This window comes from Delftia sp. K82 (assembly GCF_002193035.1).
Taxonomy (GTDB): Bacteria; Pseudomonadota; Gammaproteobacteria; order Burkholderiales; family Burkholderiaceae_C; genus Comamonas; species Comamonas acidovorans.
The window spans coordinates 744,741-770,500 of record NZ_MYFL01000003.1; the positions used below are offsets into that span (position 1 = coordinate 744,741).

General features: G+C 67.2%; 23 protein-coding genes. 19 read left to right on the forward strand and 4 right to left on the reverse strand.

The annotated features are described in order from the left end of the window. Nucleotides 1-127: 127 nt before the first annotated feature. From KDK82_RS20260 to KDK82_RS20330, 15 genes are all read left to right on the forward strand, one after another. Nucleotides 128-901 (forward strand): glycosyl transferase, encoded by a 774-nt coding sequence (locus tag KDK82_RS20260; RefSeq protein WP_088166034.1) that lies wholly within the window; start codon nt 128-130, stop codon nt 899-901. A 5-nt stretch (nt 902-906) separates the two neighbouring features. After that, entirely contained in the window at nt 907-2,010 is a 1,104-nt protein-coding gene (locus KDK82_RS20265) for a glycosyltransferase family 4 protein (RefSeq protein WP_088166350.1), read from the forward strand. Nucleotides 2,011-2,119: 109 nt separating this feature from the next. Continuing rightward, on the forward strand, nt 2,120-3,010 hold the full coding sequence (gene argB, locus KDK82_RS20270) for an acetylglutamate kinase (protein WP_012203251.1): 891 nt from the start codon (nt 2,120-2,122) through the stop codon (nt 3,008-3,010). A 121-nt stretch (nt 3,011-3,131) separates the two neighbouring features. Further along, nucleotides 3,132-3,851, forward strand: coding sequence for a response regulator transcription factor (locus KDK82_RS20275; protein WP_012203252.1), 720 nt, complete (start codon nt 3,132-3,134; stop codon nt 3,849-3,851). Between the two features lie 37 nt (nt 3,852-3,888). Further along, on the forward strand, nt 3,889-5,376 hold the full coding sequence (locus tag KDK82_RS20280) for a sensor histidine kinase (RefSeq protein WP_034390299.1): 1,488 nt from the start codon (nt 3,889-3,891) through the stop codon (nt 5,374-5,376). 82 nt (nt 5,377-5,458) lie between these two features. Further along, nucleotides 5,459-6,154, forward strand: coding sequence for a nucleoid occlusion factor SlmA (slmA, locus tag KDK82_RS20285; RefSeq protein ID WP_012203254.1), 696 nt, complete (start codon nt 5,459-5,461; stop codon nt 6,152-6,154). 186 nt (nt 6,155-6,340) lie between these two features. Next, nucleotides 6,341-7,048, forward strand: a complete 708-nt coding sequence (locus KDK82_RS20290; protein WP_013804200.1) for a TetR/AcrR family transcriptional regulator — start codon at nt 6,341-6,343, stop codon at nt 7,046-7,048. 63 nt (nt 7,049-7,111) lie between these two features. Beyond that, nucleotides 7,112-8,917, forward strand: a complete 1,806-nt coding sequence (locus tag KDK82_RS20295) for an acyl-CoA dehydrogenase C-terminal domain-containing protein (protein ID WP_088166035.1) — start codon at nt 7,112-7,114, stop codon at nt 8,915-8,917. An 80-nt stretch (nt 8,918-8,997) separates the two neighbouring features. Then, nucleotides 8,998-9,438 (forward strand): DUF2147 domain-containing protein, encoded by a 441-nt coding sequence (locus tag KDK82_RS20300; RefSeq protein ID WP_012203268.1) that lies wholly within the window; start codon nt 8,998-9,000, stop codon nt 9,436-9,438. 53 nt (nt 9,439-9,491) lie between these two features. Then, on the forward strand, nt 9,492-11,894 hold the full coding sequence (locus tag KDK82_RS20305; RefSeq protein WP_088166036.1) for a 3-hydroxyacyl-CoA dehydrogenase/enoyl-CoA hydratase family protein: 2,403 nt from the start codon (nt 9,492-9,494) through the stop codon (nt 11,892-11,894). 139 nt (nt 11,895-12,033) lie between these two features. After that, nucleotides 12,034-13,230 (forward strand): acetyl-CoA C-acyltransferase, encoded by a 1,197-nt coding sequence (locus KDK82_RS20310; protein WP_016446429.1) that lies wholly within the window; start codon nt 12,034-12,036, stop codon nt 13,228-13,230. A gap of 104 nt (nt 13,231-13,334) precedes the next feature. Continuing rightward, a complete protein-coding gene (locus tag KDK82_RS20315) occupies nt 13,335-14,237 on the forward strand; it encodes an alpha/beta fold hydrolase (protein ID WP_088166037.1) in 903 nt (300 codons plus the stop codon). A gap of 37 nt (nt 14,238-14,274) precedes the next feature. Beyond that, nucleotides 14,275-15,105: an acyl-CoA thioesterase II gene (locus KDK82_RS20320; RefSeq protein WP_013804195.1), complete on the forward strand. Its 831-nt coding sequence runs from the start codon at nt 14,275-14,277 to the stop codon at nt 15,103-15,105. Nucleotides 15,106-15,121: 16 nt separating this feature from the next. Continuing rightward, on the forward strand, nt 15,122-15,916 hold the full coding sequence (locus KDK82_RS20325; RefSeq protein ID WP_088166038.1) for an enoyl-CoA hydratase: 795 nt from the start codon (nt 15,122-15,124) through the stop codon (nt 15,914-15,916). Further along, a complete protein-coding gene (locus KDK82_RS20330) occupies nt 15,910-16,401 on the forward strand; it encodes a thioesterase family protein (RefSeq protein ID WP_088166039.1) in 492 nt (163 codons plus the stop codon). Before KDK82_RS20325 ends, KDK82_RS20330 begins: the two co-directional genes overlap by 7 nt. 40 nt (nt 16,402-16,441) lie before the next feature. On the opposite strand, the gene KDK82_RS20335 is transcribed toward KDK82_RS20330, so the two are convergent. Together KDK82_RS20335 and KDK82_RS20340 are read right to left on the reverse strand one after the other, a co-directional pair. Next, the gene (locus tag KDK82_RS20335) at nt 16,442-17,821 is read right to left on the reverse strand and encodes an MATE family efflux transporter (RefSeq protein ID WP_071954360.1); all 1,380 of its coding nucleotides are present in this window, start codon (nt 17,819-17,821) and stop codon (nt 16,442-16,444) included. Next, complete coding sequence (locus KDK82_RS20340; RefSeq protein ID WP_034390325.1) at nt 17,818-18,282, reverse strand: MarR family winged helix-turn-helix transcriptional regulator; 465 nt, start codon at nt 18,280-18,282, stop codon at nt 17,818-17,820. Before KDK82_RS20340 ends, KDK82_RS20335 begins: the two co-directional genes overlap by 4 nt. A 218-nt stretch (nt 18,283-18,500) precedes the next feature. Here KDK82_RS20340 and KDK82_RS20345 point away from each other — a divergent pair, with 218 nt between their 5' ends. Next, nucleotides 18,501-19,166 (forward strand): polymer-forming cytoskeletal protein, encoded by a 666-nt coding sequence (locus KDK82_RS20345; protein WP_034390328.1) that lies wholly within the window; start codon nt 18,501-18,503, stop codon nt 19,164-19,166. A 74-nt stretch (nt 19,167-19,240) separates the two neighbouring features. Here the strand turns inward: KDK82_RS20345 and KDK82_RS20350 are convergent, their stop codons facing one another. Beyond that, the gene (locus tag KDK82_RS20350) at nt 19,241-19,717 is read right to left on the reverse strand and encodes an acyl-CoA thioesterase (protein WP_012203278.1); all 477 of its coding nucleotides are present in this window, start codon (nt 19,715-19,717) and stop codon (nt 19,241-19,243) included. Nucleotides 19,718-19,758: 41 nt separating this feature from the next. Between KDK82_RS20350 and KDK82_RS20355 the strand changes: the two genes are divergently transcribed. Further along, nucleotides 19,759-21,585, forward strand: coding sequence for an ABC transporter ATP-binding protein/permease (locus tag KDK82_RS20355; RefSeq protein WP_088166040.1), 1,827 nt, complete (start codon nt 19,759-19,761; stop codon nt 21,583-21,585). Nucleotides 21,586-21,621: 36 nt separating this feature from the next. Here KDK82_RS20355 and KDK82_RS20360 read toward each other — a convergent pair whose 3' ends face one another. Next, nucleotides 21,622-23,514: a S9 family peptidase gene (locus tag KDK82_RS20360; RefSeq protein ID WP_088166041.1), complete on the reverse strand. Its 1,893-nt coding sequence runs from the start codon at nt 23,512-23,514 to the stop codon at nt 21,622-21,624. Between the two features lie 230 nt (nt 23,515-23,744). On the opposite strand from KDK82_RS20360, the gene KDK82_RS20365 reads away from it, so the two are divergent. Then, entirely contained in the window at nt 23,745-24,503 is a 759-nt protein-coding gene (locus KDK82_RS20365; protein ID WP_016451803.1) for a GntR family transcriptional regulator, read from the forward strand. Between the two features lie 115 nt (nt 24,504-24,618). Next, on the forward strand, nt 24,619-25,710 hold the full coding sequence (locus KDK82_RS20370) for an aromatic ring-hydroxylating dioxygenase subunit alpha (protein WP_088166042.1): 1,092 nt from the start codon (nt 24,619-24,621) through the stop codon (nt 25,708-25,710). The last annotated feature ends 50 nt before the right edge of the window (nt 25,711-25,760 follow it).

The window sequence follows — 25,760 nt, forward strand, 5'->3', positions numbered from 1 at the left end:
TTGCATTTCCTTGCATCACGGCATACCCGCTGACGCCTTCCGGGCGCCTTCCGCTGAATACTCGGAGCCGCCGTTTTTTCGGCGCAGGTAAGCGGGTTGGAATTTGAAGATCTGAAGGGCGGCATTGATGGGTTCATCGTTGGTCGTGTCGGTGGTGAGCCACGGACATGGCGCTCATATACAGAGGCTGCTTGAATGCCTGGGGTCGGCGCGCCTTGCGCCGATGTCCCGCGTGGTGCTGACGCTCAATATTCCCGAACCGGAGCCCCTGGCTCCAGCAACCGGCTGGCCTTTTGTCCTGGAGATCCGGCGCAATGCGCAACCCCTGGGTTTTGGCTGCAACCACAACCGGGCGCTGGCGAATGCCCGGGAGGTGTTTGTCTGCGTGATCAATCCTGACGTGTACTGGGGAGCGCAGGAAGAGCCGCTGCAAGAGCTTCTGGCGCTGGCGGCCCGGCCGGGGTTGGCCCTGGCCTATCCCCCGCAGATCGGCGAAGACGGCACGCTGCAGGATTTCGAGCGGGAACTGCCATCTTTCTGGAATTTGCTGCGACGCAAGCTGCACGGGCGTGTGGAGCAGCGTGTGGAATGGGTCAATGCGGCCTGCCTGGTGCTGGGCCGGGATAGCTGGATGCGGCTGCGTGGGTTTGACGAAGGTTTCTATATGTATTGTGAGGATGTGGATCTGTGCCTTCGCCTGCGGGTGCTGGGCGGAGAGCTTCGGCGCGGTGAGTTGCCTGTCGTCCATGCGGGTCAAAGGGCGAGCCGGCGCAGCCTGCGCCATGGCGCATGGCACGTGACCAGCCTGCTGCGGCTGTGGAGCCGTCCGGCCTACCGCAAGGCCCGAGCCTTGCCGCAGGCAGCGCCCTCGCTGCGCAGCCTGCATGGGGAGCCATCGTGATCTGGATGGCGGTATTGGCCTTCATGGTGTCTTGCACCGGCTGCGCACTGCTGGTGCGTTGGGCCGGGCGGTCCTCTACGTCCTCTTACGGATACGACAAGCCGCAGCGCTTTCACATCGGCGAGGTACCCCGGCTTGGGGGCGTGCCGATGTACCTCGGGCTGGCTGTCTCCTGGGGCGTCGGCACCTGGCTGAGCATGCGCGGAGATCCTTCCTCGCTGCGCATGCAGCTGTGGGTTGTCGTGTGCCTGGCCGCCATGCTGCCAGCGGTGGTGGGGGGGGTCATTGAGGATGTATCGCAGCGCCTGAGCGTGCGTTACCGGCTGGTGCTGACCCTGCTGAGCGCCGTGCTGGCGGTTTTGCTGTGCGGCCTCTCCGTGCCTCGGCTCGGCTGGCCCTGGCTGGAACAGGCACTGGGTCCGGCCATGCCCTGGCTGGGCATGGGCCTGGCCGTGCTGGCCCTGACGGGGTTGCCCCATGCCTTCAACATCATTGATGGCTACAACGGGCTGGCCGGCATGGTGGCCACCATCATCTGCCTGGCGCTGGCCCACGTGGCCTTGCAGGTGGGGGACCGGACCCTGGCCGCCATGCTGGTGACGCTGGCCGCCGCCACCTGCGGCTTCCTGGTCTGGAACTACCCGCGCGGCATGATGTTTGCAGGTGATGGCGGGGCCTATGTCTGGGGGCTGGCGATTGCCCTGGCCAGCATTGCCCTGGTGCAGCGCAATTCCGCAGTGTCGCCATGGTTTCCCATGCTGCTGCTGATCTATCCGGTCTGGGAGACGGTGTTCTCCATCTACCGCAAGCTGATGCGCGGCATGTCGCCGGGCATGGCGGATGCCCTGCATTTCCACCAGTTGATCTACCGGCGCATCGTGCGCGGCGTGTTCGACGACGATCTGGCACGGCGCATGCTGCGCCGCAATAACCGGACTTCGCCCTATCTGTGGGCGTTCACGCTGCTGACCGTGGTGCCGGCATTGCTGTTTTGGAGCAACACGCCCGTTCTGGTGGGTTTTTGCCTGCTGTTCGTGGTCAGCTATGTGATCGCCTATCTGGCCATCGTGCGCTTCAAGCTGCCGGGCTGGATGCAGAACAATGGATGATGGCCGGGCGCCATGGGCGTTCCGTCATCCGCGCATGCAACACTGCCGCACAGTTGCGGCACAATGCCCGCCTTGTTGTTGACTACTTCCACGCCCCAGGGCTAGCACCATGAACGATATCCTCTCGATTGCCCCCCGCGACAAGGCCGAAATCCTCGCCCAGGCCCTGCCCTACATCCGCAAGTTCCATGGCAAGACCATGGTCATCAAGTATGGCGGCAACGCTATGACCGATCCGGCCCTGCAGGCCGACTTCGCGGAAGACGTGGTGCTGCTGAAGTTGGTGGGCATGAATCCGGTGGTGGTGCATGGCGGCGGGCCGCAAATCGAGACGGCCCTCAACCGCCTGGGCAAGAAGGGCGAGTTCATCCAGGGCATGCGCGTGACCGACGCGGAAACCATGGAAGTCGTGGAATGGGTGCTGGCCGGCGAGGTGCAGCAGGACATCGTGGGCCTGATCCACCAGGCCGGTGGCAAGGCCGTGGGCCTGACCGGGCGCGATGGTGGCCTGATCCGTGCGCGCAAGCTCAAGATGGTCGACAACAAGGATCCGAACATCGAGTACGACGTGGGCCAGGTGGGCGATATCGTCTCCATCGACCCCAGCGTGGTGCGCGCGCTGCAGGATGACGCCTTCATCCCCGTGATCAGCCCCATCGGCTTTGGCGAGGAAAACGAGAGCTACAACATCAACGCAGACGTGGTCGCCAGCAAGCTGGCCACCGTGCTGCAGGCCGAAAAGCTGGTGCTGCTGACCAATACCCCCGGCGTGCTGGACAAGGCCGGCAGCCTGCTGACCGACCTCACGGCGCGCGAGATCGACGCCCTGTTCGCCGACGGCACCATCTCGGGCGGCATGCTGCCCAAGATCAGCGGCGCCCTGGATGCCGCCAAGGCCGGCGTCAACGCCGTGCACATCATCGATGGCCGCGTGCCGCATGCCATGCTGCTGGAAATCCTGACCGACCAGGCCTACGGCACCATGATCCGCAGCCATTGAGGCCCGATGGCGCGGACTTTGCGGTTCGCGTTACCATCGCGCATGGCCCGGGCGTGGTCTGACGGCCTGGGCCGGTTTGCTGCAAGCCGCCTTTGGGCGGCTTTTGTTTTTTAGGTTTGATATGCGTTTGCTTCTTGTGGAAGACGATGTGATGGTGGCCAGCGGCATCAAGCTGGGGCTGTCCGATGCGGGGTATGCCGTGGACTGGGTCGGCAGTGCCGAGCGCGCCCTGGAGGTGCTGGCCCAGGAAGCCTTCGACCTGGCCGTGATCGACATCGGCCTGCCGGGCATCGACGGGCTGGAGCTCACACGCCGCCTGCGCAGCAGCGCGGTGGAGAGCTCGGCCATGCCCGTGCTGATCCTGACGGCGCGCGATGCGCTGCAGGACCGCGTGCAGGGCCTGGACCAGGGCGCCGACGACTACATGGTCAAGCCCTTCGAGCTTCCCGAACTGCTGGCCCGGCTGCGCGCGCTGCTGCGCCGCTCGCAGGCAGCCACATCGGCCGTCCTGAGCTTCGGTCCCATCGAGCTGGACACGGCAGGCCGCCGCGCCGGCGCGCGCCAGCCTGCGCAAGACGATGAGAGCGAGGGAAAACTGCTACCCATCGACCTGGGCCCGCGCGAATGGACCGTGCTGGAATACCTGCTGATCCACGCGCCCAAGCCCGCCAGCAAGGACAAGCTGCTGCAGGCGCTCACGGGCTGGGACCGCGAGATCACGCCCAATGCGGTCGAGGTCTATGTCTCTCGCCTGCGCAGCAAGCTGGAGCCGCATGGCGTGGCACTTCGTTCCATCCGGGGCTTCGGCTATCGGCTGGAACTCTCGCATACCGCCGCCTGATGCGGACATGGCGCATGGTCCCAGGCGCTGACCGCCCATGACGGCCAATCTGCGCCTTCGCCTGCTGGTGCTGCTGGTGGTGCCGCTGACGCTGCTGGCACTGATGGGCGGCTGGTTCGGCTATCGCTCGGCAGACGAAGCCTCCACCCAGCATGACCAGCGCCTGCTGCGCCTGCTGCCTGCGCTGGCCGATTCGGTGCTGGCTCCGTCGATCGCCGAGGGAACGCCGCCTCTGGTGGCGCTGACGCCCGCCATCGAGGACGTCTTGCGCCAGCGCGGCGACGACGTCGGATATGCCATAGGCGACCTGCAGGGCCATGTCGTTGCCGGCGACACCTGGATCCGCTTCGACGTGCCTTCCACGCCGCTGGCCGAGTTCCACAGCCAGGAGCATGACGGCCTGACCTACCGCGTGGCCGTCATGCGCGCCGAAACCTATGGCGCCGGTGAAATGGTGCTCGTGCTGGCCGACGGTGGCGATGTGCGCCAGCAATGGGTGCGCCAGTTGCTGCTGCATGTGCTGCTGCCCAGCGTGCTGCTGATCGCGGGCGCTGGCATCGCCATCTACTGGTCGGTCAGCCGGGCTTTCCGGCCGCTTCTGACCCTGACCCAGGCTGTGGAGCGGCGCTCGCCGCGCGACCTCAGTCCCATCTCGGAGCACAGCTCGCCGGCCGAGGTCCGTCCGCTGGTGCGCTCGCTCAATCGCCTGTTTGCACTGGTCAACGCACAGGCCGAAGGCCAGCGGCGCTTTGTGGCCGATGCGGCCCATCAATTGCGCACGCCCCTGGCGGCCTTGCAGGCCCAGGTCGAGGCCTGGGCACTGAGCGCGCAGGCTGCCCAGGCCGAGGCGCGGCGCAAGGGCACCGAGGCCCAGGTGGTGCTCAGCGTGACGCAGATCGAGCAGTTGCGCGATGCCACGCGGCGCACCTCGCAACTGGCCCGCCAGCTGCTGGCGCTGTCACGTGCCGATGCGCGCAATGCCGAAGTCCAGCCGCTGCAGAAGGTGGATCTCAAGGACCTGTGCGAAAGCATGCTGGAAATGTTCTTCGACCAGGCCAGCGCCAAGGGGCTGGACTTCGGCCTTGACGTGGCGGCCGCCAGTGTCTGGGGCCACAGCTGGCTGCTGCGCGAACTGGTTTCCAACCTCGTGGACAACGCCATCAAGTACACGCCGCCCGGCGGCAGCGTCACGCTGCGCTGCGGCATGTACCATGGCGCGGCACAGTCTGCGGATGAGCCGCAAGGCTGGGCCTTCCTGGAGATCGAGGACGACGGCCCCGGCGTGCCCGAGGCCGAGCGCTCGCAGATCACGCAGCGCTTTTACCGCGCGCAGGGCGCGGCCGGCGACGGCACCGGGCTGGGATTGGCCATTGCCGAAGAAATCGCCCTGCTGCACCAGGGCACTCTGGCCTTTGGCGCCGCAGCGCAAGGCAAGGGCCTGCTGGTACGCTTGGAGCTTCCATTGCAAATGCCGGCCATGCTCTCGGAAACAATAGCAGCGCAAGCAACAGGCAAGCGATCCTGACGGTTGCGCTCATGGGGACAGCTTTGTGCGGAGTTGCCGCCGAGGGCTGTGAGAGAATTACTTACAAATAGTTGATCTGCTTATGTCCGAGTCTGAAGTTCTGTCGCCTTTATCCGCTCCTGGCGCTGATGTCGTTTCCGACGAAGCCGCCTCCGCTTCCGCCCCTACGCCTGCGCGCAAACGCCCCAAACCCGGGGAGCGGCGCGAGCAGATCCTGCAGGCGCTTGCGGCCATGCTGGAGAAGCCGGGCGCAGAACGCATCACCACGGCAGCGCTGGCAGCCCATCTGGGCGTCAGCGAGGCAGCCCTGTACCGCCACTTCGCCAGCAAGGCCCAGATGTTCGAAGGACTGATCGAGTTCATCGAGCAATCCGTCTTCACGCTGGTGCAGCAGATCGTCGGGCGGGATGTGCCGGAGGAAGAGCGTCCCGCAGTGGATGGAATGCGCCAGGCCAGCCGCGTGATATCCCTGGTTCTGCAGTTTGGCGAGCGCAATCCCGGCATGGTGCGCGTCATGGTGGGCGATGCCATCGTCTTCGAGCACGAGCGTCTGCAGGCCCGCATGAACCAGTTCTTCGACCGCATCGAATCCACGCTGCGCCAGTGCCTGCGCCCCGCCGCCGGTGCGCTGGGCTCTTCCGCCCCGACGGTCGATGCACAGGTGGCCGCCAGCGTGCTGACATCGTTCGCGCTGGGCCGCCTGCAGCGCTACGCGCGCTCGGGTTTCCGCCGCCTGCCGACCGAGCATCTGGAAGCCAGCCTGGCCTTGATGGTCTGAACATGGCCCAGCGGACCCCAGGGTCCGCTTTGCAGCAAAGCCACCCGCTTGCGCCGGTGGCTTTTTTCATGGGCGCGCGGTGGATGGGTCTGCATCGGGTGGCTAGGTGTTTTCCCCCGCATGTCTTCGCCGCGACAAGCTTTCCATGCAAAATAGCACGAACGTTCGTTTTAACAAGAATTTCGCATGTCCAGCGTTTCCGCCCCACGCCGCACCACCCGTTTGACCGCTGACGCCACGGCCGATCCCAAGGCGGGCTCTTCCGTGCACGAAGCCGCTGCGCCCGCGCCGCGCCGCGCGCTGCACAAGGGGCAGCAGACCAAGGCCACCATTGTGGAGGCTGCCCTCAACCTGGCCACGCACATTGGCCTTGAGGGCCTGTCCATCGGCGCTCTGGCCGAGCTGACGGGCATGAGCAAGTCGGGCGTGTTCGCGCATTTTGGCTCGCGCGAGGAGCTGCAGATTTCCGTGGTGCATGAGTACCACGACCGTTTCGAGCAGGAAGTGTTCTTTCCCGCGTTGGAGGCGCCGCGCGGCGTGGCGCGTCTGCGGGCGCTGTTCGACAACTGGATGAAGCGCACTTCGATCGAGCTGGACTCGGGCTGCATCTATATCAGCGGCGCCGTGGAGTTCGACGACCGCACGGGGCCGGTGCGCGATGCGCTGACGGCCTCGGTCCAGACCTGGCACGCAGCCATGCGCCGCACCATCGTGCAGTGCCGCGAAAGCGGCGACCTGCGTGCCGACCTGGACGAGAACCAGCTGCTGTTCGAGATCCACGGCCTGATCCTGGCCCTGCATTACGAGGCGCGCTTCCTGCGCAACGAAGGCTCCATGCAGCGCGCCATCGACGGCTTCGAGAGCATTCTGGCGCGCTACGCCAGCCCGGCCTGATTTTTTCGCTTCCACCGTTTTCACCGCATCCACCGCAAACCCCGCCATCACAGGAGAAGACAAATGCCCAGCTACAACCCGCCCCTGCGCGACATGCAATTCCTCATGCACGAGGTGTTCAAGGTCACGGACGACTACCAGCAGATGACGGCGCATGCCGAGGTCGATGCCGACACCATCAATGCCGTGCTCGAAGAGGCGGGCAAGTTCGCGGCCAACGTGACGTTTCCGCTGAACATCAGCGGCGATGCAGAGGGCTGCGTGCTGAACAAGGAAACCCACGAGGTCACCACGCCCAAGGGCTTCAAGGAGGCCTACCAGAAGTACGTGGAAGGCGGCTGGCCTTCGCTGTCCTGCGATACGGCCTACGGCGGCCAGGGCCTGCCCTTTGCGGTGAACTCGGCGGTGTACGAGATGCTCAACAGCGCCAACCAGGCCTGGACCATGTACCCGGGCCTGTCGCACGGCGCCTACGAGGCCCTGCATGTGCACGGCACGGAAGAGCAAAAGAAGCTGTACCTGCCCAAGCTGACCAGCGGCGAGTGGACCGGCACCATGTGCCTGACCGAGCCCCATTGCGGCACCGATCTGGGCCTGCTGCGCACCAAGGCCGAGCCCGTGGCCGGCGCGCCCGAGGGCACCTACAAGATCACCGGCAACAAGATCTTCATCAGCGCGGGCGAGCACGACTTCACCGACAACATCGTCCACCTGGTGCTGGCCCGCCTGCCCGATGCGCCGGTCGGCTCCAAGGGCATCAGCCTGTTCGTGGTGCCCAAGTTCGTGGTCAAGGCCGATGGCTCGCTGGGCGAGCGCAACCCCATCTTCTGCGGTGCGCTGGAGCACAAGATGGGCATCCACGGCAATGCCACGGCACAGATCAATATCGACGGCGCCATCGGCACCCTGGTGGGCCAGCCGAACAAAGGCCTGCAGGCCATGTTCGTGATGATGAATGCCGCCCGCCTGGGCGTGGGCAACCAGTCGCTGGGCCTGACCGAGGTGGCCTACCAGAACGCCCTGGCCTATGCCAAGGACCGCCTGCAGATGCGCAGCCTGTCGGGCACCAAGGCCAAGGACAAGCCGGCCGATCCCATCATCGTCCACCCCGACGTGCGCCGCATGCTGCTGACGGCCAAGGCGTATGCCGAGGGCGGCCGTGCACTGGTCACCTACTGCGCCTTCCTGATCGACAAGGAGTTCAACCACCCCGACGAGAAGGTGCGCAAGGACAGTGCCGAGCTGGTGGCGCTGCTGACGCCCATCGTCAAGGCCTTCATCACCGACAACGGCTGGGCGGCCACCACCATGAGCCAGCAGGTCTATGGCGGCCATGGCTTCATCACCGAATGGGGCATGGAGCAGTTCGTGCGCGATGCGCGCATCAACATGATCTATGAAGGCACGAACGGCATCCAGGCGCTGGACCTGCTGGGCCGCAAGGTGCTGGGCAACCAGGGCGCCTCGCTCAAGAAGTTCGGCAAGCTGGTGGCGCAGCTGGTGGAGGAAGAGGGCGTCAACGAGAAGATGGCCGAGTTCATCAACCCCATCGCCTACCTGGGCGACCAGATGACCAAGTTCACCACCGAGATCGGCTTCAAGGGCATGCAAAACCCCGACGAGGTGGGTGCCGCATCCGTGGACTACCTGCGTGTGGCGGGCCATCTGGTGTTCGGCTACTTCTTCGCCCGCATGGCCCAGGTGGCGCTGCGCGAAATCGCCAAGGGCAACACCGACCCGTTCTACCAGGCCAAGCTGCAGACCGCGCGTTTCTACTTCGCCAAGCTGCTGCCCGAGACCGCCACGCTGATGCGCACGGCCCGCGCGGGCAGCAAGTCCCTGATGGACACGGATGCAGCGCTGGCCTGAACGGCTTCACTCCAACATGGGAGCGCGGGCTGTGCGCATCAGCGTGGCCTGCGCGCCTTTCTAGGCGAAAGGGGTTTGAAATGAAGGCATATCAAGCACTGGCAGCAATGGTCCTGGGCCTCACGGCTGCCGCAGCGCAGGCGCAGATGACGCCCGTGGGCCTGTGGAAGAGCGTGGACGACAAGAGCGGCGAAGCCAAGTCCGAGATCCGCGTGGCCGAGAACGACGGCGTGGTCACGGGCCGCATCGAGCAGATCCTGCGCAAGGGCGCCGATCCGGCCGCCACCTGCACCGAATGCTCGGACGACCGCAAGGGTCAGCCGCTCAAGGGGCTGGAGATCATCCGCGGCGCCAAGAAGGCCGAGGGCAAGGACGTCTGGGAAGGCGGCAAGATCCTCGACCCCGAAAACGGCAAGACCTACACCCTGCGCCTGACGCCCATCGAGGGCGGGGCCAAGCTCGAGGTGCGCGGCTCCATCGGCCCCTTCGGCCGCACCCAGACCTGGGTGCGCGTGCAGTAACCATTCCGGAGGGCGGCCGCAGCGGCCGCCTTCCTCCCACTTGTGGAACATCCATGTCCCGATTCAATGTGAAGAAAGTCGCCGTGCTCGGCGCTGGCGTGATGGGAGCGCAGATCGCCGCCCATCTGGTCAATGTCAAGGTGCCCGTGGTGCTGTTCGACCTGCCTGCCAAGGAAGGCCCGAAAAGCGGCATTGCCGAGCGCGCCATCGCCAACCTCAAGAAGCTCAAGCCTTCGCCCATCGGCGTGGCCGAGGACGCGGACCTGATCCAGCCCGCCAACTACGAGGAGCACCTCAAGCTGCTCAAGGGCTGCGACCTGATCATCGAGGCCATTGCCGAGCGCATGGACTGGAAGCTCGATCTGTACACCAAGATCGCGCCCCATGTGGCCAAGCACGCCATCGTGGCGTCCAACACCTCGGGCCTGTCCATCACCAAGCTGTCCGAGGCGCTGCCCGACGCGATCAAGCCGCGCTTTTGCGGCATCCACTTCTTCAACCCGCCGCGCTACATGCCGCTGGTGGAGCTGATCGCCACGCCGACCACGCAGCCCGTGGTGCTGGACCAGCTCGAAGCCTTTGTCACCAGCGGCCTGGGCAAGGGCGTGGTGCGCGCCAAGGACACGCCCAACTTCATCGCCAACCGCATCGGCATCGCCGGCATGCTGGCCACCATGAAAGAGGTCGAGAACTTCGGCCTGACCTTCGACGTGGTCGATGACCTCACCGGCAAGAAGCTGGGCCGCGCATCCAGCGGCACCTTCCGCACGGCCGACGTGGTGGGCCTGGACACCATGGCCCATGTGATCAAGACGCTGCAGGACAACCTCAGCGCCGAGACCGACCCCTTCTACGGCAGCTTCGGCACGCCGCCCGTGCTGGCCAAGCTGATCGAGCTGGGCAACCTGGGCCAGAAGGCGAAGAAGGGCTTCTACCAGAAGGTCGGCCGCGACATCCTGCAGTTCGAGCTGGACAGCGAGGACTACGTGCCCGCCGGCGGCAAGGCCGACGAGGTCTATGGCCGCATGCTCAAGAAGCCCGCGGCCGAGCGCCTGAAGCTGCTGCGCAATGCCGAGGGCGCGCAGGGCCGCTTTTTGTGGGCCATCCTGCGCAACAGCTTCCACTACGCGGCCATCCACCTGGAGAGCATTGCCGAGTCTGCCCGCGACGTGGACCAGGCCATGCGCTGGGGCTTCGGCATGAAGCAGGGCCCGTTCGAGCTGTGGCAGGAAGCGGGCTGGCTGGAAGTGGCGAAGATGGTCCAGGAGGACATCGATGCCGGCAAGGCATTGAGCAAGGCACCTCTGCCCAAGTGGGTCTTCGAAGGCCCCGTGGCCGAGGCCGGCGGCGTGCACACGGCGCAGGGCTCGTGGAGCCCCGCCAAGGGCCAATTCGTGCCCCGCCGCGTGCTGCCCGTCTACGAGCGCCAGATCTTCCCCGAGAAGCTGTTGGGCGAAGACAGCCTGCCCGACTGGAAGACGGCCGGCACCACGATCGCCGAATCCAAGGCGCTGCGCACCTGGACGCTGGACGGCCAGATCCTGATCGCCAGCATCAAGAACAAGATGCACGCCATCAGCCCCGAAGTCATGGAAGCGCTGATGGAAGCCGTGGACGTGGCCGAGACCGACTTCCAGGGCATGGTCATCTGGTCGGGCGATGCGCCGTTCAGCGTGGGCGCCGACCTGGAAGCCACCATGCCGGCCTTCGTGATCGGTGGCGCCGACGCCATCGAAAGCGTGGAGCAGGAGCTGCAAAACCTCATGCTGCGCATCCGCTACGCCCAGGTGCCCGTGGTTGCGGCCATCCATGGCATGGCGCTGGGCGGCGGCTGCGAGCTGGCCGTCTACAGCGCGCGCCGCGTGGCGCATATGGAAAGCTACATCGGCCTGGTGGAAGTCGGCGTGGGCCTGGTGCCCGGCGCGGGCGGCCTGACCTATATCGCGCGCCGCGCGGCAGAGAACGCCGCCACCAGCACGGGCAAGGACCTGCTGCCCTTCCTGACCGAAGGCTTCACGGCCGCGGCCATGGCCAAGGTGGGCACCAGTGCCATCGAGTCACGCAAGCTGGGCTACCTGCTGGACAGCGACCTCATCGTGCCGCACAAGGACGAGCTGCTCTTCGTCGCCATCAACGAGGCCAAGTCCATGGCCGCAGGCGGCTGGCGCGCGCCGCTGCCGCGCAGCTTCCCCGTTGCGGGACGCAGCGGCGTGGCCACCATCAAGGGCTCGCTGGTCAACATGCGTGACGGCGGCTTCATCAGCGAGTTCGACCAGCATGTGGCCAGCCTGATCGCCAACGTGGTCTGCGGCGGCGACGTGGATGCGGGCACCCTGGTGGACGAGGCCTATCTGATGAAGCTCGAACGCAAGGCGTTCTGCCACCTGATCGGCCATCCGAAGACCCATGAACGCATTCTCGGAATGCTGAACACCGGCAAGCCCGTCCGGAATTGATATGTCCCCCCTGAGTCGCTTCGCGCCTTCCCCCAGGGGGACGACAGCCTCGCGGCGGGGCGGCCCTTGCTTGCTGTCCCTGACTTGGGACATGCCTGCGTTGCGGGCCGCGAATAACTGAGATCTAGGAGCAATCTCCATGAAACAAATCCAAGACGCCTACATCGTCGCCGCCACGCGCACGCCCATCGGCAAGTCGCACAAGGGCTTTTTCCGCAACTACCGTCCCGACGACCTGCTGGCGACCACGCTGAAGGCCGCGCTGGCCCAGGTGCCGGGGCTGGACCCGGCTGCCATCGAGGACATCATCTGCGGCTGCGCCATCCCCGAGGCCCAGCAGGGCCTGAACGTGGCGCGCATCAGCGCCGTGCTGGCGGGCCTGCCCACCAGCGTGGGTGGCATCACCGTGAACCGCTTCTGCGCCTCGGGCCTGTCGGCCGTGGCCATGGCAGCGGACCGCATCCGCGTGGGCGAGGCCGACGTGATGATCGCGGCCGGCGTCGAGAGCATGAGCATGGTGCCCATGATGGGCAACGCGCCCTCGCTGTCGCCGTCCATCTTCGAGCGTGATGGCGACGTGGGCATTGCCTATGGCATGGGCCTGACGGCCGAGAAGGTGGCCCAGCAGTGGAAGGTCTCGCGCGATGCGCAGGACGCCTTTGCGCTGGAGTCGCACCGCCGTGCCCTGGCCGCGCAGCAGGCCGGCGAGTTCAAGGACGAGATCACGCCCATCGAGGTCACCGACCGGGGCCTGGACCTGGCCAAGGGCGAGCCCGTGGTGCGCACGCGCACCGTGGAGCTGGACGAGGGCGCGCGCCCCGACACCAGCCTGGAAGGCCTGGGCAAGCTGCGCACCGTGTTCGCGGCGCGCGGCTCGGTGACGGCCGGCAACAGCTCGCAGACCAGCGATGGCGCAGGCGCGCTGATCCTGGCCAGCGGCGCCGCCGTGCAGCGCTTCGGCCTCACGCCGCTGGCGCGCTTCGTGAGCTATGCCAGCAAGGGCGTGCCGCCCGCCATCATGGGCATCGGCCCCATCGAGGCGATCCCGGCAGCACTGCGCTATGCGGGCCTCAAGCAGGACGACATCGACTGGTTCGAGCTCAACGAAGCCTTTGCCGCCCAGTCGCTGGCCGTGGTCAACACGCTGGGCCTGGACCCCGCCAAGGTCAACCCCATGGGCGGGGCGATTGCCCTGGGCCACCCGCTGGGTGCCACGGGCGCCATCCGCTCGGCCACCGTGGTGCATGCGCTGCGCCGCAAGCAATTGCGCTACGGCATGGTGACGATGTGCGTCGGGATGGGCCAGGGCGCCGCCGGCATCTTCGAGCGGGTCTGACCGTTGCTCAAGGCCCCGTTCGCGGGGCTTTGTCTTTTTCGCTCATCCCATTCTTTCCCATCCATGCGAGCCGGCACAGAAACGGCACCGACCAGGAGACAGCCATGGAACAACACCAACTCAGCAGCGATGGCGCCACGCTGGCGCTGCGCGTCTACACGCCCGCTGGCCCGCCGCGCGCCAGCGTGGTCATCGGCGGGGCCATGGGGGTGCGCCAGGCCTTCTACGAGGCCTTTGCCACCTGGCTTGCGGGCCAGGGCTATCGGGTGACCAGCTTTGACTACCGGGGCCATGGCGATTCCCTGCAAGGCTCTTTGCGCCAGGTGCGTGCCGACCTGTGCGACTGGGCGCGCGACTACGAGGCAGTCATTGCCCATGCCAAGGCGCAGCTGCCGGACCAGCCGCTGTTCCTGATCGGCCACAGCCTGGGCGCCCAGCTGCCGGGCCTGCTGCGCACGCCGCAGCTGGTGGACGGCCTTTTGAGCATTGCGGCCGGCAGCGGCTACTGGCGTGACAATGCGCCCCGCCTCAAGCGCATGGTCCCCTATTTCTGGCATGTGCTGGTGCCCGTGGCCACGCGCCTGTGCGGCTACTTTCCGGGCCGGCGCCTGCGCAAGGTGGGCGACCTGCCGGCCGGCGTCATGCTGCAGTGGCGCCGCTGGTGCCTGAACCCGCGCTACAGCGTGGGTGCCGAGGGCGAGGCCGCCGCGCGCAGCTACGCCGCCGTGCGCTTTCCGGTGATGGCGCTGTCCATGAGCGACGACGAACTCATGACCTGGCGCGGCACCGAGCACCTGTTCGCGCTCTACGCCAATGCCCCCAGCCGCATCGAGCGCATCGAACCCAAGGCGCTGCAGTTGCGGCGCATAGGGCATTTCGGCTTCTTCCGTGCCGATATGCGCGACGCGCTCTGGGGCCGGGCCGTGGACGTGTTCTCGGGCTGGGCCAAGGCGCCGGCCGCCGCGGCCCACCCGCGCTTTCCCTCACCCGCAGAGTCGCCGGCTTGACGGACGCGGGCCCCGCTTGCCATCACACTCGTTTGCCATGAGCACAGACATCCATCCTCTCGACCAGGCCGTGGCGCTCACGCCCACCGGCGCCGTTGGCCACTACCAGGGCCAGACCACGCAGGACTACTGGAACATGGTGGGCCCGTACGGCGGCATCACCGCCGCCGCGCTGGTGCAGGCCATCCAGCAGCATCCGCTGTGCCTGGGCGATCCGCTGTCCATCACCGTCAACTACGCAGCCGCGCTGGGCGCGGGGCGCTTCGACATCGAAGCCCGCCCCGTTCGCACCAACCGCTCCACCCAGCACTGGCTGCTGACCATCACCCAGCCCGACCAGGACGGTGATGCCCAGGTCGTGACCACGGCCACGGCCGTCACGGCCGTGCGGCGCAGCACCTGGGGCGGCACCGACCTGTCCATGCCCGAGGTGCCGTCGCCCGCCACCGTGCCGCGCGTGCCGCCGCTGGGCGGCGTGGAATGGCTCAACCGCTACGACATGCGCTTTCTCGACGGCATCATTCCCCAGACCTGGGATGGCCGCGAGACCGACAGCCTCACGCGCCTGTGGGTGCGCGACGAGCCGCCGCGCGCACTGGATTTTTGCGCGCTGGCCGGCCTGGCTGACGTATTCTTCCCGCGCGTGTGGCTGCGCCGCGCACAGCGCACCCCGGCGGGCACGGTGTCCATCACCGTCTACTTCCATGCGGGGCGCGAGGAACTGGCCGCCGCAGGCACTGGCCATCTGCTGGCCCAGGCGCGCGGCCAGGAATTTCGCAACGGCTTCTTCGACCAGAGCGCCCAGCTGTGGAGCGAGGCCGGCGTGATGCTGGCGAGCAGCCACCAGATCGTGTATTTCAAGGAATAAGCAAGGCAAGACCATCATGAGCGAAACCACCCAGGACATCCTCGTGCACACCGAAGCCGGTGTCTGCACCATCACCTTCAACCGCGCAGACAAGAAGAACTCCATCACCGAGGCCATGTACGCCAGCATGGCCGATGCGCTGGCCCAGGCCGGCGAAGACGCCGCCGTGCGCTGCGTGGTCTTCCAGGGCGACATGGCGATCTTCAGCGCAGGCAACGACATTGCCGACTTCCTCAAGCAGTCGGCAGGCGGCGCCGCCAGGCCGGAGGGCGAGCAGCGCCCCGTCTGGCGCTTCCTGCACAACATCGCCGCCTTTCCCAAGCCCGTGATCGCCGCCGTCTGCGGCCCGGCCGTGGGCATCGGCACCACCTTGCTGCTGCACTGCGACCTGGTCTATGCGGGCGACAACGCGGCCTTCTCGCTGCCCTTCGTGAACCTGGGCCTGTGCCCCGAAGCGGCCTCCAGCCTGCTGCTGCCCCAGATGCTCGGCTACCACCGCGCGGCCGAAGCCCTGCTGCTGGGCGAGCCCTTCCTGGCCGAAGCCGCACTGGAGGTGGGCCTGGTCAACCGCGTCGTGCCGCCCAGCGAATGCAATGCGCTGGCCCAGGCCCAGGCCAGGAAGCTGGCGGCCAAGCCGCTGTCGGCCCTGATCGAGACCAAGCGCCTCATGAAGGCCGGCCAGTCCGGCCTGGTGCGCGAGCGCATGGCCGAAGAGGGCGTGAGCTTCGGCAAGCTGATGGGCGGGCCTGCTGCCAAGGAGGCGTTCACCGCGTTCATGGAGAAGCGCAAGCCGGACTTCAGCCAGTGCTGAAATCCACGAAGGTCTCTGAGGCGCCCGTGCAGTTCGAGCCCGAGTTCATCGCCGGGCTGCGCGAAGTGTTCGAGCGCCAGATCGCCTTCAACCAGGTGCTGGGCCTGCGCATCACCGAAGTGCTGCCCGAGCGGGTTGAAGGCCGCATCACCATGCGGCCCGAGCTCATCGGCCACGCCGCCTACCAGCGCATCCACGGCGGCGTGATCAGCGCCGGCCTGGACTCCATGGGCGGCCTGGCCGTCATGGCGGCCATCGGTGCCAAGCACATGGACGACGCGCCGCTGCAGCGCCTGCACCGCTTCTCGCGCCTGGGCACCATCGACCTGCGCGTGGACTACCTGCGCCCCGGCATAGGCAGCGAATTCATCCTGCGTGCCGAGGTGCTGCGGCTGGGTTCGCGCGTGGCCAACACGCGCATGGAATTCCTGGGGGCCGATGGCAGCTTGCTGTCCACGGGGACGGCGGCGTACATCGTTTCTTGAAGCATGGCCCGCTGACTGCGGGCCTTCTTTTTGCGTCTTTTCACCCCCAGCGCGCGCGCCACACGGCCCAGGCCGTGCCTGCGCCATAGGCGGCCATGGCCACGGCCACGAGGATGAACAGCGACTGGGCGCTGCCCAGGCCGCTGGACATGAGCCAGCCGCCGCCCACCACCACGATCAGCAGGCGCACCGTGCCGGCCAGCACGGGAGCCCAGACGCGGCCTGCGCCCAGGGAGGCGAAGTACAGCACCAGTCCCAGGCCGAACAGCCCGAAGGCCGGGCCCACGGTGCGCAGGTAGAGGTCGGCATAGGCGCGCACGGCCGGGTCGCCGGTGAAGATGCCTGACCACAGCTGCGGCCAGACCATGACCACCAGCCCCAGCACGCCCAGCAGGGCAGCGGCCATGGCGCCGCCCGACCAGGCCACGCGGCGCGCGCGGGCCACCTGGCCGGCGCCCATGGCCATGCCCACCATGGGCACGGCGGCCATGCCCACGCCGAAGGCCATGGGGATCAGCAGGAACTCCAGCCGCTGGCCTATGCCGTAGCCGGCCAGGGCCAGCGGGCCCAGGCGGGCGACCATGCCTGTCAGCAGCAGCGCGGCCAGCGCCGTTTGCACGGGGGACAGGCAGGCCAGGGCGCCCACGCGCAGGATGTCGCGGAACATGGGCCAGGCCAGGCGCGGCGTGCGCCAGTCCAGCTGCAGGCGCTGCTGGCCCCATTGCAGGTAGGCCAGAAAGGCCGCCACGGCCAGCACCATGGCCACGATGTTGCCCACGGCCACGCCCGGCATGCCCCAGCGCGGCATGGGGCCCAGGCCCAGCCCCAGCGTGCCGCCCACCACGATCTGCACCAGCGAGGCCGCAAAGATCACGGCCGACGGCATGCGCATATTGCCCGTGCCCCGCACCACCGATGCCAGCGTATTGCACAGCCACACCAGGATGGCGCCGCTGAACAGCACGGCGCCAAAGCCCGTGGCCGCTGCCAGCACCTCGCCGCGCCCGCCCAGCCAGCCGTAGAAGGTGGCGCCGCAGAGCACGAAGATGAGCGAGTACAGCAGGCCTGCGATGGCGCCGATCACGATGGCGTGCAGGGCCAGTGCCGAGGCACGCGCGCCGTCGCCCGCACCCAGCGCGCGGCTGATGGCCGAGGACACGCCGCTGCCCATGGCACCGTTGCTCATCATCTGCGTGAGCATGGCCAGCGGAAACACCAGGGCCATGGCCGCCAGCGATACGGTTCCCAGCTGCCCCACGTAGTAGGTCTCGGCCACGGCGACCAGCACCGACATGCTCAGCGCCACCATGTTGGGCACGGCCAGGCGCATCAGGGTGGAGGCGATGGGGCCACTGACCAACGGATGCGCGGACCCGCTGGCCGCAGCGCCAGGGGCTGCGGAGGGCAGGGCGGCGCTCATTCCGCGCTCTCCTGCGTGGCGGTTTCCAGCACGGGCAGCATGCCCAGCACCAGGCTTTCGAGCGCGCCGATCTGCTCGCTGCCGCACAGCTCGCGCACGCGCTGCTGGGCCTGGCGCCACAGGGCGGCAGCCTCGCGGATGCGGGCGCGGCCTTCGGGCGTGACCACCACGCAGCGGCTGCGCGCATCCGCGCCGGGAACCAGGTCGATGAAGCCGGCCTGCTGCAGCGTGCGCAGATTGCGCGTCATCGTCGTGCGGTCGGTGTGCAACTGCTCGGCCAGGGCCGAGACCGTGGGCGGGCCGTCGGGCGCATTGCGTGCCTGCACCAGCAGGCTGAACTGCGTGCCGCGCAGGCCGCTGGGCGCCAGCGTGTCGTCATAGAGCTGCGAGATCTTGCGCGACAGGCTGCGCACCATGAAGCAGGTGCAGACCGGACTGGCGCTTGAGGTGGAGGAGGTCATGGGGCGTGGGGCAGGTGGCCTGGAATGGAAATGAGTGTAGATGCACCTATTGATTTGCGCATGTCCGCTGCGCGACCTGCGCATGCGCGGTGTGTGATCGAGAAAGGCTTGCAAGCACATGAAACGGGAGAACCATCTCGTTACCGTTCTTGCGAGATGCCGGCATTTGTTGCCAGTTCGTGTGCGTAGCATCGGATTTTTCCGAAGGAGACCCACCCATGGCTGTTCAGAACCCGTTCTTTGGCAAGCGCGACAACGATGCTTTCACCTCCCGCAACACCCTGGGCAGCGGCACAGGCGCCGCCAGCACGGGCGGCAGCCCTTCGGGAGCCGTCATGCCCAGCTCCAGCGTGAGCAGCCCGGCATCCACCCAGCGCCAGGCCTCGCCTGTGTCGCAGGACTCTCCGGGCAGCAAGCTCACCGTGGGCCCCAACATCAAGCTCAAGGGCGTGGAGATCACCGACTGCGACACGCTGGTCGTCGAAGGCACGGTGGAGGCCACCATGGACTCGCGCGTGATCCAGATCGCCGAGCAGGGTGCCTTCCATGGCACGGCCGAGATCGACATCGCCGAGATCCATGGCGTGTTCGACGGCACGCTGACCGTGCGCGAAAAGCTGGTCATCTACGGCACGGGCAAGGTCAGCGGCAAGATCCGCTACGGCAAGGTGGTGATCGAAGAGGGCGGCGAGCTCACGGGCCAGATCGAGGCCGGTTCCTCGCCGCGTTCATCCTCGGGTTCGGCCGTGGCATCCAGCGCCTCCAGCCTGTCCTCTTCCTCGTCGGCCGCCTCCAGCGACAGTGCCGCCAGCAGTTCCGCTGCCCTGGCTGCGGCCACCGCAGCGGCCTCGCTGCAGCCGCGCGTCACTCCCTCTCTGGCCTGAGCCCTTCCTGCACCGGAAATGAAAAAGCGACCTGCGAAGGTCGCTTTTTTCATGGCTGCAGAGGCGGGGCGGGTTCAGCCGGCCTGCTGCTGCTTGCGTTCTGCATTGCGCTCGGCCGCTGCGCGCCAGGAACGCACCTGGTCGTTGTCCGGCAGCGACTGGGGCTTGCCCTGGCCATCGATGGCCACGTAGGTCAGCAGGGCTTCGGTCACCTTGACGAAGCGGCCCTGGTCCGCAAAGCGCTCGGCATAGACCTCGACATCGACCGTGACCGAGGTGCGGCCCACGCGCTGCACGCTGGAGTAGAACGACAGGATGTCGCCCACGCGCACGGGCTGCTTGAAGATGAACTCGTTCACGGCCACGGTGACCATGCGGCTCTGGCCCAGGCGCGATGGCAGCACGGAACCTGCCAGATCGACCTGCGCCATGACCCAGCCGCCGAAGATGTCGCCATTGGCGTTGACATCGGCGGGCATGGGAATGACCTTGAGAACCAGCTCCTTGTCTGCGGGCAAGGGATGGGGCGGGAGGTCGGGGCGGGGTGGCATGGGCACAATCGGGTCAATATAACAACCGAGAATTGTCTTTCATGCGACGCGAGAGCGCTTCCCCTACGGATTTACCCTTAATCCCAACCCCGGCACCGTCGCGGGACTGGAACGCGCTGCGGCGCCTGCTGCCCTACCTGTGGCAATACAAGTGGCGCGTGCTGGCGGCGCTGGGCTTCATGATCGGGGCCAAGCTCGCCAACGTGGGCGTGCCGGTGCTGCTCAAGCACCTGGTCGATGCGCTGGATCTGAAGGCCGGCGACGCCCGGGCCGTGCTCGTCGTGCCCGTGGCCCTGCTGCTGGCCTACGGGCTGCTGCGCTTTTCCAGTTCGCTGTTCACCGAGCTGCGCGACCTGGTCTTTGCCAAGGCCACGCAGGGCGCCTCGCGGGCGATTGCGCTGTCCACCTTCGAGCACCTGCATGCGCTGAGCCTGCGCTTTCACCTGGAGCGCCAGACCGGCGGCATGACGCGCGACATCGAGCGCGGCGTGCGCAGCACCGAGTCGCTGATCTCGTATTCGCTCTACAGCATCCTGCCCACCTTCATCGAGATGGCGCTGGTGCTGGGCATCCTGGCGCTGCGCTTCGACATCTGGTTCGCGGTCATCACGCTGGCGGCGCTGGTGTTCTACATCACGTTCACGGTCACGGTGACCGAGTGGCGCACGCGCTTTCGGCGCGAGGCCAATGCCCAGGAGTCGGCGGCGCACACCAAGGCCATCGACTCGCTGCTGAACTACGAGACCGTCAAGTACTTCGGCAACGAGGGCTTCGAGGCGCGGCGCTATGACGAGAACCTGGAGGCGCTGCGCCGCGTGCGTCTCAAGAGCCAGACCACGCTGAGCATGCTCAACTGCGGGCAGCAACTGATCATCGCCACGGCCCTGGTCGCCATCCTCTGGCGCGCCACGCAGGGCGTGGTGGACGGGCGGCTGTCGCTGGGCGACCTGGTCATGGTCAATGCCTTCATGATCCAGCTCTACATCCCGCTGGGCTTTCTGGGCGTGATCTACCGCGAGATCAAGCAGAGCCTGACCGATCTAGAGCGCATGTTCACCCTCATGGACAAGGAACGCGAGGTGGCTGACGCGCCCGGCGCCCGGCCCCTGCCGGCCGACGGCGCGCCGCCCGAGCTGCGCTTCGAGCATGTGGACTTTGCCTATGACCCCGAGCGGCCCATCCTCAAGGACGTGAGCTTCACCATTCCGGCCGGCAAGACCGTGGCCGTGGTCGGCCCTTCGGGCTCGGGCAAGAGCACGCTGGCGCGGCTGATCTTCCGCTTCTACGACGTGCAGTCCGGCCATGTGCGCATCGCCGGGCACGACCTGCGCGAGCTGACCCAGGACAGCGTGCGCGGCGCCGTGGGCATCGTGCCGCAGGACACGGTGCTGTTCAACGACACGGTGGAATACAACATCGCCTACGGCCGCCCCGGCGCCAGCCGGGACCAGGTGGTGGCGGCCGCGCGCGCCGCGCGCATCCACGACTTCATCGAGGCCACGCCCCAGGGCTATGCCACGCGCGTGGGCGAGCGCGGCCTCAAGCTGTCGGGCGGCGAAAAGCAGCGGGTGGCGATTGCGCGCACCCTGCTCAAGGACCCGCCCATCCTGATCTTTGACGAGGCGACTTCGGCGCTGGACTCGGCCAACGAGCGCGCCATCCAGGCCGAGCTGCAAAGCGCCGCGCGCAACAAGACGGCGCTGGTGATTGCCCACCGCCTGTCCACCGTGGTCGATGCGCACGAGATCCTGGTCATGGATGCCGGGCGCATCGTCGAGCGCGGCACCCACGCCCAGCTGGTCGCGGCGGGCGGGCGCTATGCGGACATGTGGGCGCTGCAGCAAAGCGGGGAGCCCGCCGTGCTGTAGCGCGGTGCGACCGGGCGGCCGGGCGCCTGGGCGGCTTCAGGGCTTGAGGTGCGTGACCATGAACTGCTCCATGGCCTCGTAGAACTCGAACTTGTTCTCGTCGTTGTGAAAGCCGTGGCCCTCGTTGTCCTTGACCATGTACTGCACCTCGACGCCGCGCTCGCGCAGCGCCTTCACCACCTGGTCGCTCTCGTCCTTGTTCACGCGCGGATCGCGCGCGCCCTGGGCGATGAACAGCGGGGCCTTGATGCGGCCCACATGCAGGGCTGGCGAGGTGGCGGCCAGGCGCTCCCTGTCGCGCTCGGGATCGCCCACCATGGCGTGCATCTGGTCCAGCAGCGGCTTCCAGTAGGGCGGAATGGTCTTCATGAAGGTGAACAGGTTGGAGACGCCCACATAGTCCACGGCCGCCGCATACAGGTCGGGCGTGAAGGCCACGCCGGCCAGCGTGGCATAGCCGCCATAGCTGCCGCCGTAGATGCCGATGCGCGCAGGGTCGGCAATGCCCTGGTCGATCAGCCAGTGCACGCCGTCCGTGATGTCGTCCTGCATCTTCAGGCCCCACTGGCCGAATCCCGCTTCCCAGAATGCGCGGCCATAGCCCGTGGAGCCCCGGAAGTTCACCTGCAGCACGCAGAACCCCCGGTTGGCCAGGAACTGCACCTCGGGGTTGTAGCCCCAGCCGTCGCGGGCCCAGGGGCCGCCGTGCGGGTTGATGATGCAGGCCAGGTTCCTGGGCTCGCGGCCGGCCGGCAAGGTCAGGTAGCCGTGGATGGTCAGGCCGTCGCGGCTGGTGTAGCTGACGGGCTGCACGCGCGACATGGCGGACTCGGGAATGGCCGGGTTGATGTCGGCCAGCTTGGTCAGCGCATCGGCGGCCGCGTCGTAGATGTAGCGCGCGCCCGGCGTGCGGTCGTTGAAGGCGGCGACGATGAACTTGTCCTCGGCGCGGTTGGCGCCCTGGATGGCGAAGTCGTAGCCCGGCAGCTGCGCAGCCAGCCGGCCGTACAGGGCTTCGGTCTCGGCATCGAAGAAGCGGTACTGCGGCTTGTCGGTCTGGTAGGCGGCCAGGGTCAGCACGCGGCGCTTGCGCGAATAGGCGGCTGCGCCCAGATCGACTTCCTCGGGCACGAAGATTTCTTCTTCCTCGTCGGGCCGGGCCGGGTCGATGACCACCAGGGCCAGCTTGTCGCGGCCCCGGTTGGACAGGGCGTAGAGCCTGCGGTCATCGAAGGTGAAGAAGGCCGGGCTGACGCTGGTGCGGTAGTCGGTGGTGATCAGGGGCTGGAACTCGCCGGCCTCGTCGTCGCGGTAGAGCAGGGCGCTGTTCAGGCCGTCGCTGGCCACGGCGGCCCGCACGCGGCCTGCGTGGTCGGTCTGCCAGCCGACGATGTTGCCGGGGTTCTGCGCCACCAGTTGCGCCGCGCCCGTGTGCACGTTCACGCGGTACACGTCGAAGACCTCGGCATCGCGCTGGTTGTGGCTGATCAGCACATGGTCGGGGTCGTCTTCCAGGTCGTCCTCGATGCTGGCGCGCACGCCGTCCCAGGGCGTCAGGTCGGTGGCCTGGCCGCTGCGCGCGTTGACCGCCAGCACGTGGAAGTTCTCGTCGCCGCCGAAGTCCTTCTGGTAGAGCACCACATCCGAGCCCTTCCAGAAGAAGTTGCTGATGTCGCGCTCGGTCTCGGCCGTGATGCGGCGCGGCTCGCCCACAGGGGTGCTGCCCTCCAGTGCCTGCACATGGATGTTCATGCGCGCCGGATGGCCGTCCACGCTGACGGGCTGCATGAAGCCCAGCATGCTTCCGTCATCGGCCAGGCGGAAGAAGCCACGCTCCGGATTGCGGAAGAAGTCCTTGATCGGATAGGCCTGCGGAGCCTGCGCATCGGCGCTGGCATCCCGTGCCAGGTTGAGGATGTGGGCGGCCATGGCGGGGTGTCGGGAAAACGTCGGCAAGGGTGACCTCCTGGGTTGCAGCGGCAGGGGAAAAAGGGAGCCGGCCATGATGCCATGGCGATGTATACAAACAGGCGGATCACTGTCTTTGCTGGGATTGTTTGTATACATTTGATTGGTGTTTTCCCGTGTTTTTGCGGAAATATGCACCATGAATTGCCTTGAATGTATACATTCACGCCATTCCATCCAGACAAAGCCCCATGAGCCCCCAGCTTGCCCCCGCCGCCTCCGAAGCGGAAAGCCACTCCCAGGTCATCAAGGCCCAGCTGCAACTGCGCGAGATGATTCTTGCGGGCGAACTGCCCGCAGGCGAGCGCATCGCCGAGCTCACCGTGGTGCAGCGCCTGGGCATCTCGCGCACGCCGGTGCGCGCCGCGCTGATGCGGCTGGAGCAGGAAGGCCTGCTCGAAGCCATGGCCGGCGGGCGCGGCTACCGCGTGCGGCTGTTCTCCGAGGCCGATGTGGCCGATGCCATCGAGCTGCGCGGCACGCTGGAAGGCTTGGCCGCGCGCTGGGCGGCCGAGCGCGGCGTGGCCGAGCCGCTGCTGGCCCAGGCCGGCCGCTGCCTGGATGCCATCGACCGTGTGCTTGAGACGCCCGACTGGGGCGATGAGGCCTTCTCGCGCTATGTGGCGCTGAACTCCGAATTCCACGACCTGCTGCACTCCATGGCCGGCAGCAGCGTCATGCAGCGCGAGCTGGAGCGCGTGGTGCGCATGCCCTTCGCCTCGCCTTCGGGCTTTGTGCTGGCGCGGGCCGAATCGCCGCGTGCGCGCCACAGCCTGATGGTGGCCCAGGACCAGCACCGCCAGGTGCTGGACGCCATTGCCGCGCGCGAGGGCGCCCGGGCCGAGGCGCTGATGAAGGAGCACTCGCGCATCGCGCGCCGCAACCTGCGCGAGGCCGTGAGCGAGCCCGGCAGCCATGCGGTTCCTGGCGTGCAGTTGATCCGAGCCTGATTCGAGTCTGATCCGCGCTTGATCTGCGCTTGATGTGTGCCGGCGGCCTCGGCCGCCCGTGCCCCAGCCACCGCAGCGCCAAGGACTGCGGACCCCACCCATAAAGGAGACCCCCATGAGCACATTTCCCAAGAACACCTGGTACGTGGCCGCCACGTCCGACGAGATCCAGGACAAGCCGCTGGGCCGTCGCATCTGCGGCGAGCGCATTGCGTTCTACCGCGCGCAGCACGGCGTTGCCTCCGTGGAGGATTTCTGCCCGCACCGCGGCGCGCCCCTGTCGCTGGGCTTTGTCTGCGAGGGCAAGCTGGTCTGCGGCTACCACGGGCTGGAGATGGGCTGCGACGGCAAGACCATTGCCATGCCGGGCCAGCGCGTGCGCGGCTTCCCCGAGATCCGCAGCTATCCCGTCGAGGAACGCCACGGCTTCATCTGGGTCTGGCCCGGCGACAAGGCGCTGGCCGATGCCGCCCTCATCCCGAAGCTGCCCTGGCACGACAACCCCGAATGGGCCTACGGAGGCGGCATGTTCCACATCCAGGCCGACTACCGGCTGATGATCGACAACCTCATGGACCTGACGCACGAGACCTATGTGCACGCCAGCTCCATCGGCCAGGCCGAGATCGACGAGACGCCCTGCAAGACCGAGACGCGCGGTGAGGGCGCCGATGTCGAGGTCGTCACCAGCCGCTTCATGAACGACATCCCCGCCCCACCGTTCTGGAAGATGGCGCTGCGCAGCAACGGCCTGGCCGACGAGGTGCCCGTGGACCGCTGGCAGGTCTGCCGCTTCACCCCGCCCAGCCATGTGCTGATCGAGGTCGGCGTGGCCCATGCAGGCCACGGCGGCTACGACGCGCCCGACGAACACAAGGTCTACAGCATGGTGGTGGACTTCATCACGCCGGAGACCGAGGAATCCATGTGGTACTTCTGGGGCATGGCGCGCCGCTTCAATCCGGGCGATGCCGAAGTCACCGACCGCATCCGCGAGGGCCAGCACAAGATCTTCAGCGAAGACCTGCAGATGCTGGAGTTGCAGCAGCGCAACCTCAGTGCCCACCCAGACCGCAAGCTGCTCAAGCTCAACATCGATGCGGGCGGCGTGCAGTCGCGCAAGGTCATCGACAAATGGATTGCGCAGGAACAGCAGGCGGCGGCGGTGGCCGCAGCAGCGGCCCAGCCTGCCGCCGCGGTGGCCTGAGGCCGGCCATGGCCCGGCGCGCATCCAGGACCGGCGCCGGGGATGGGGTA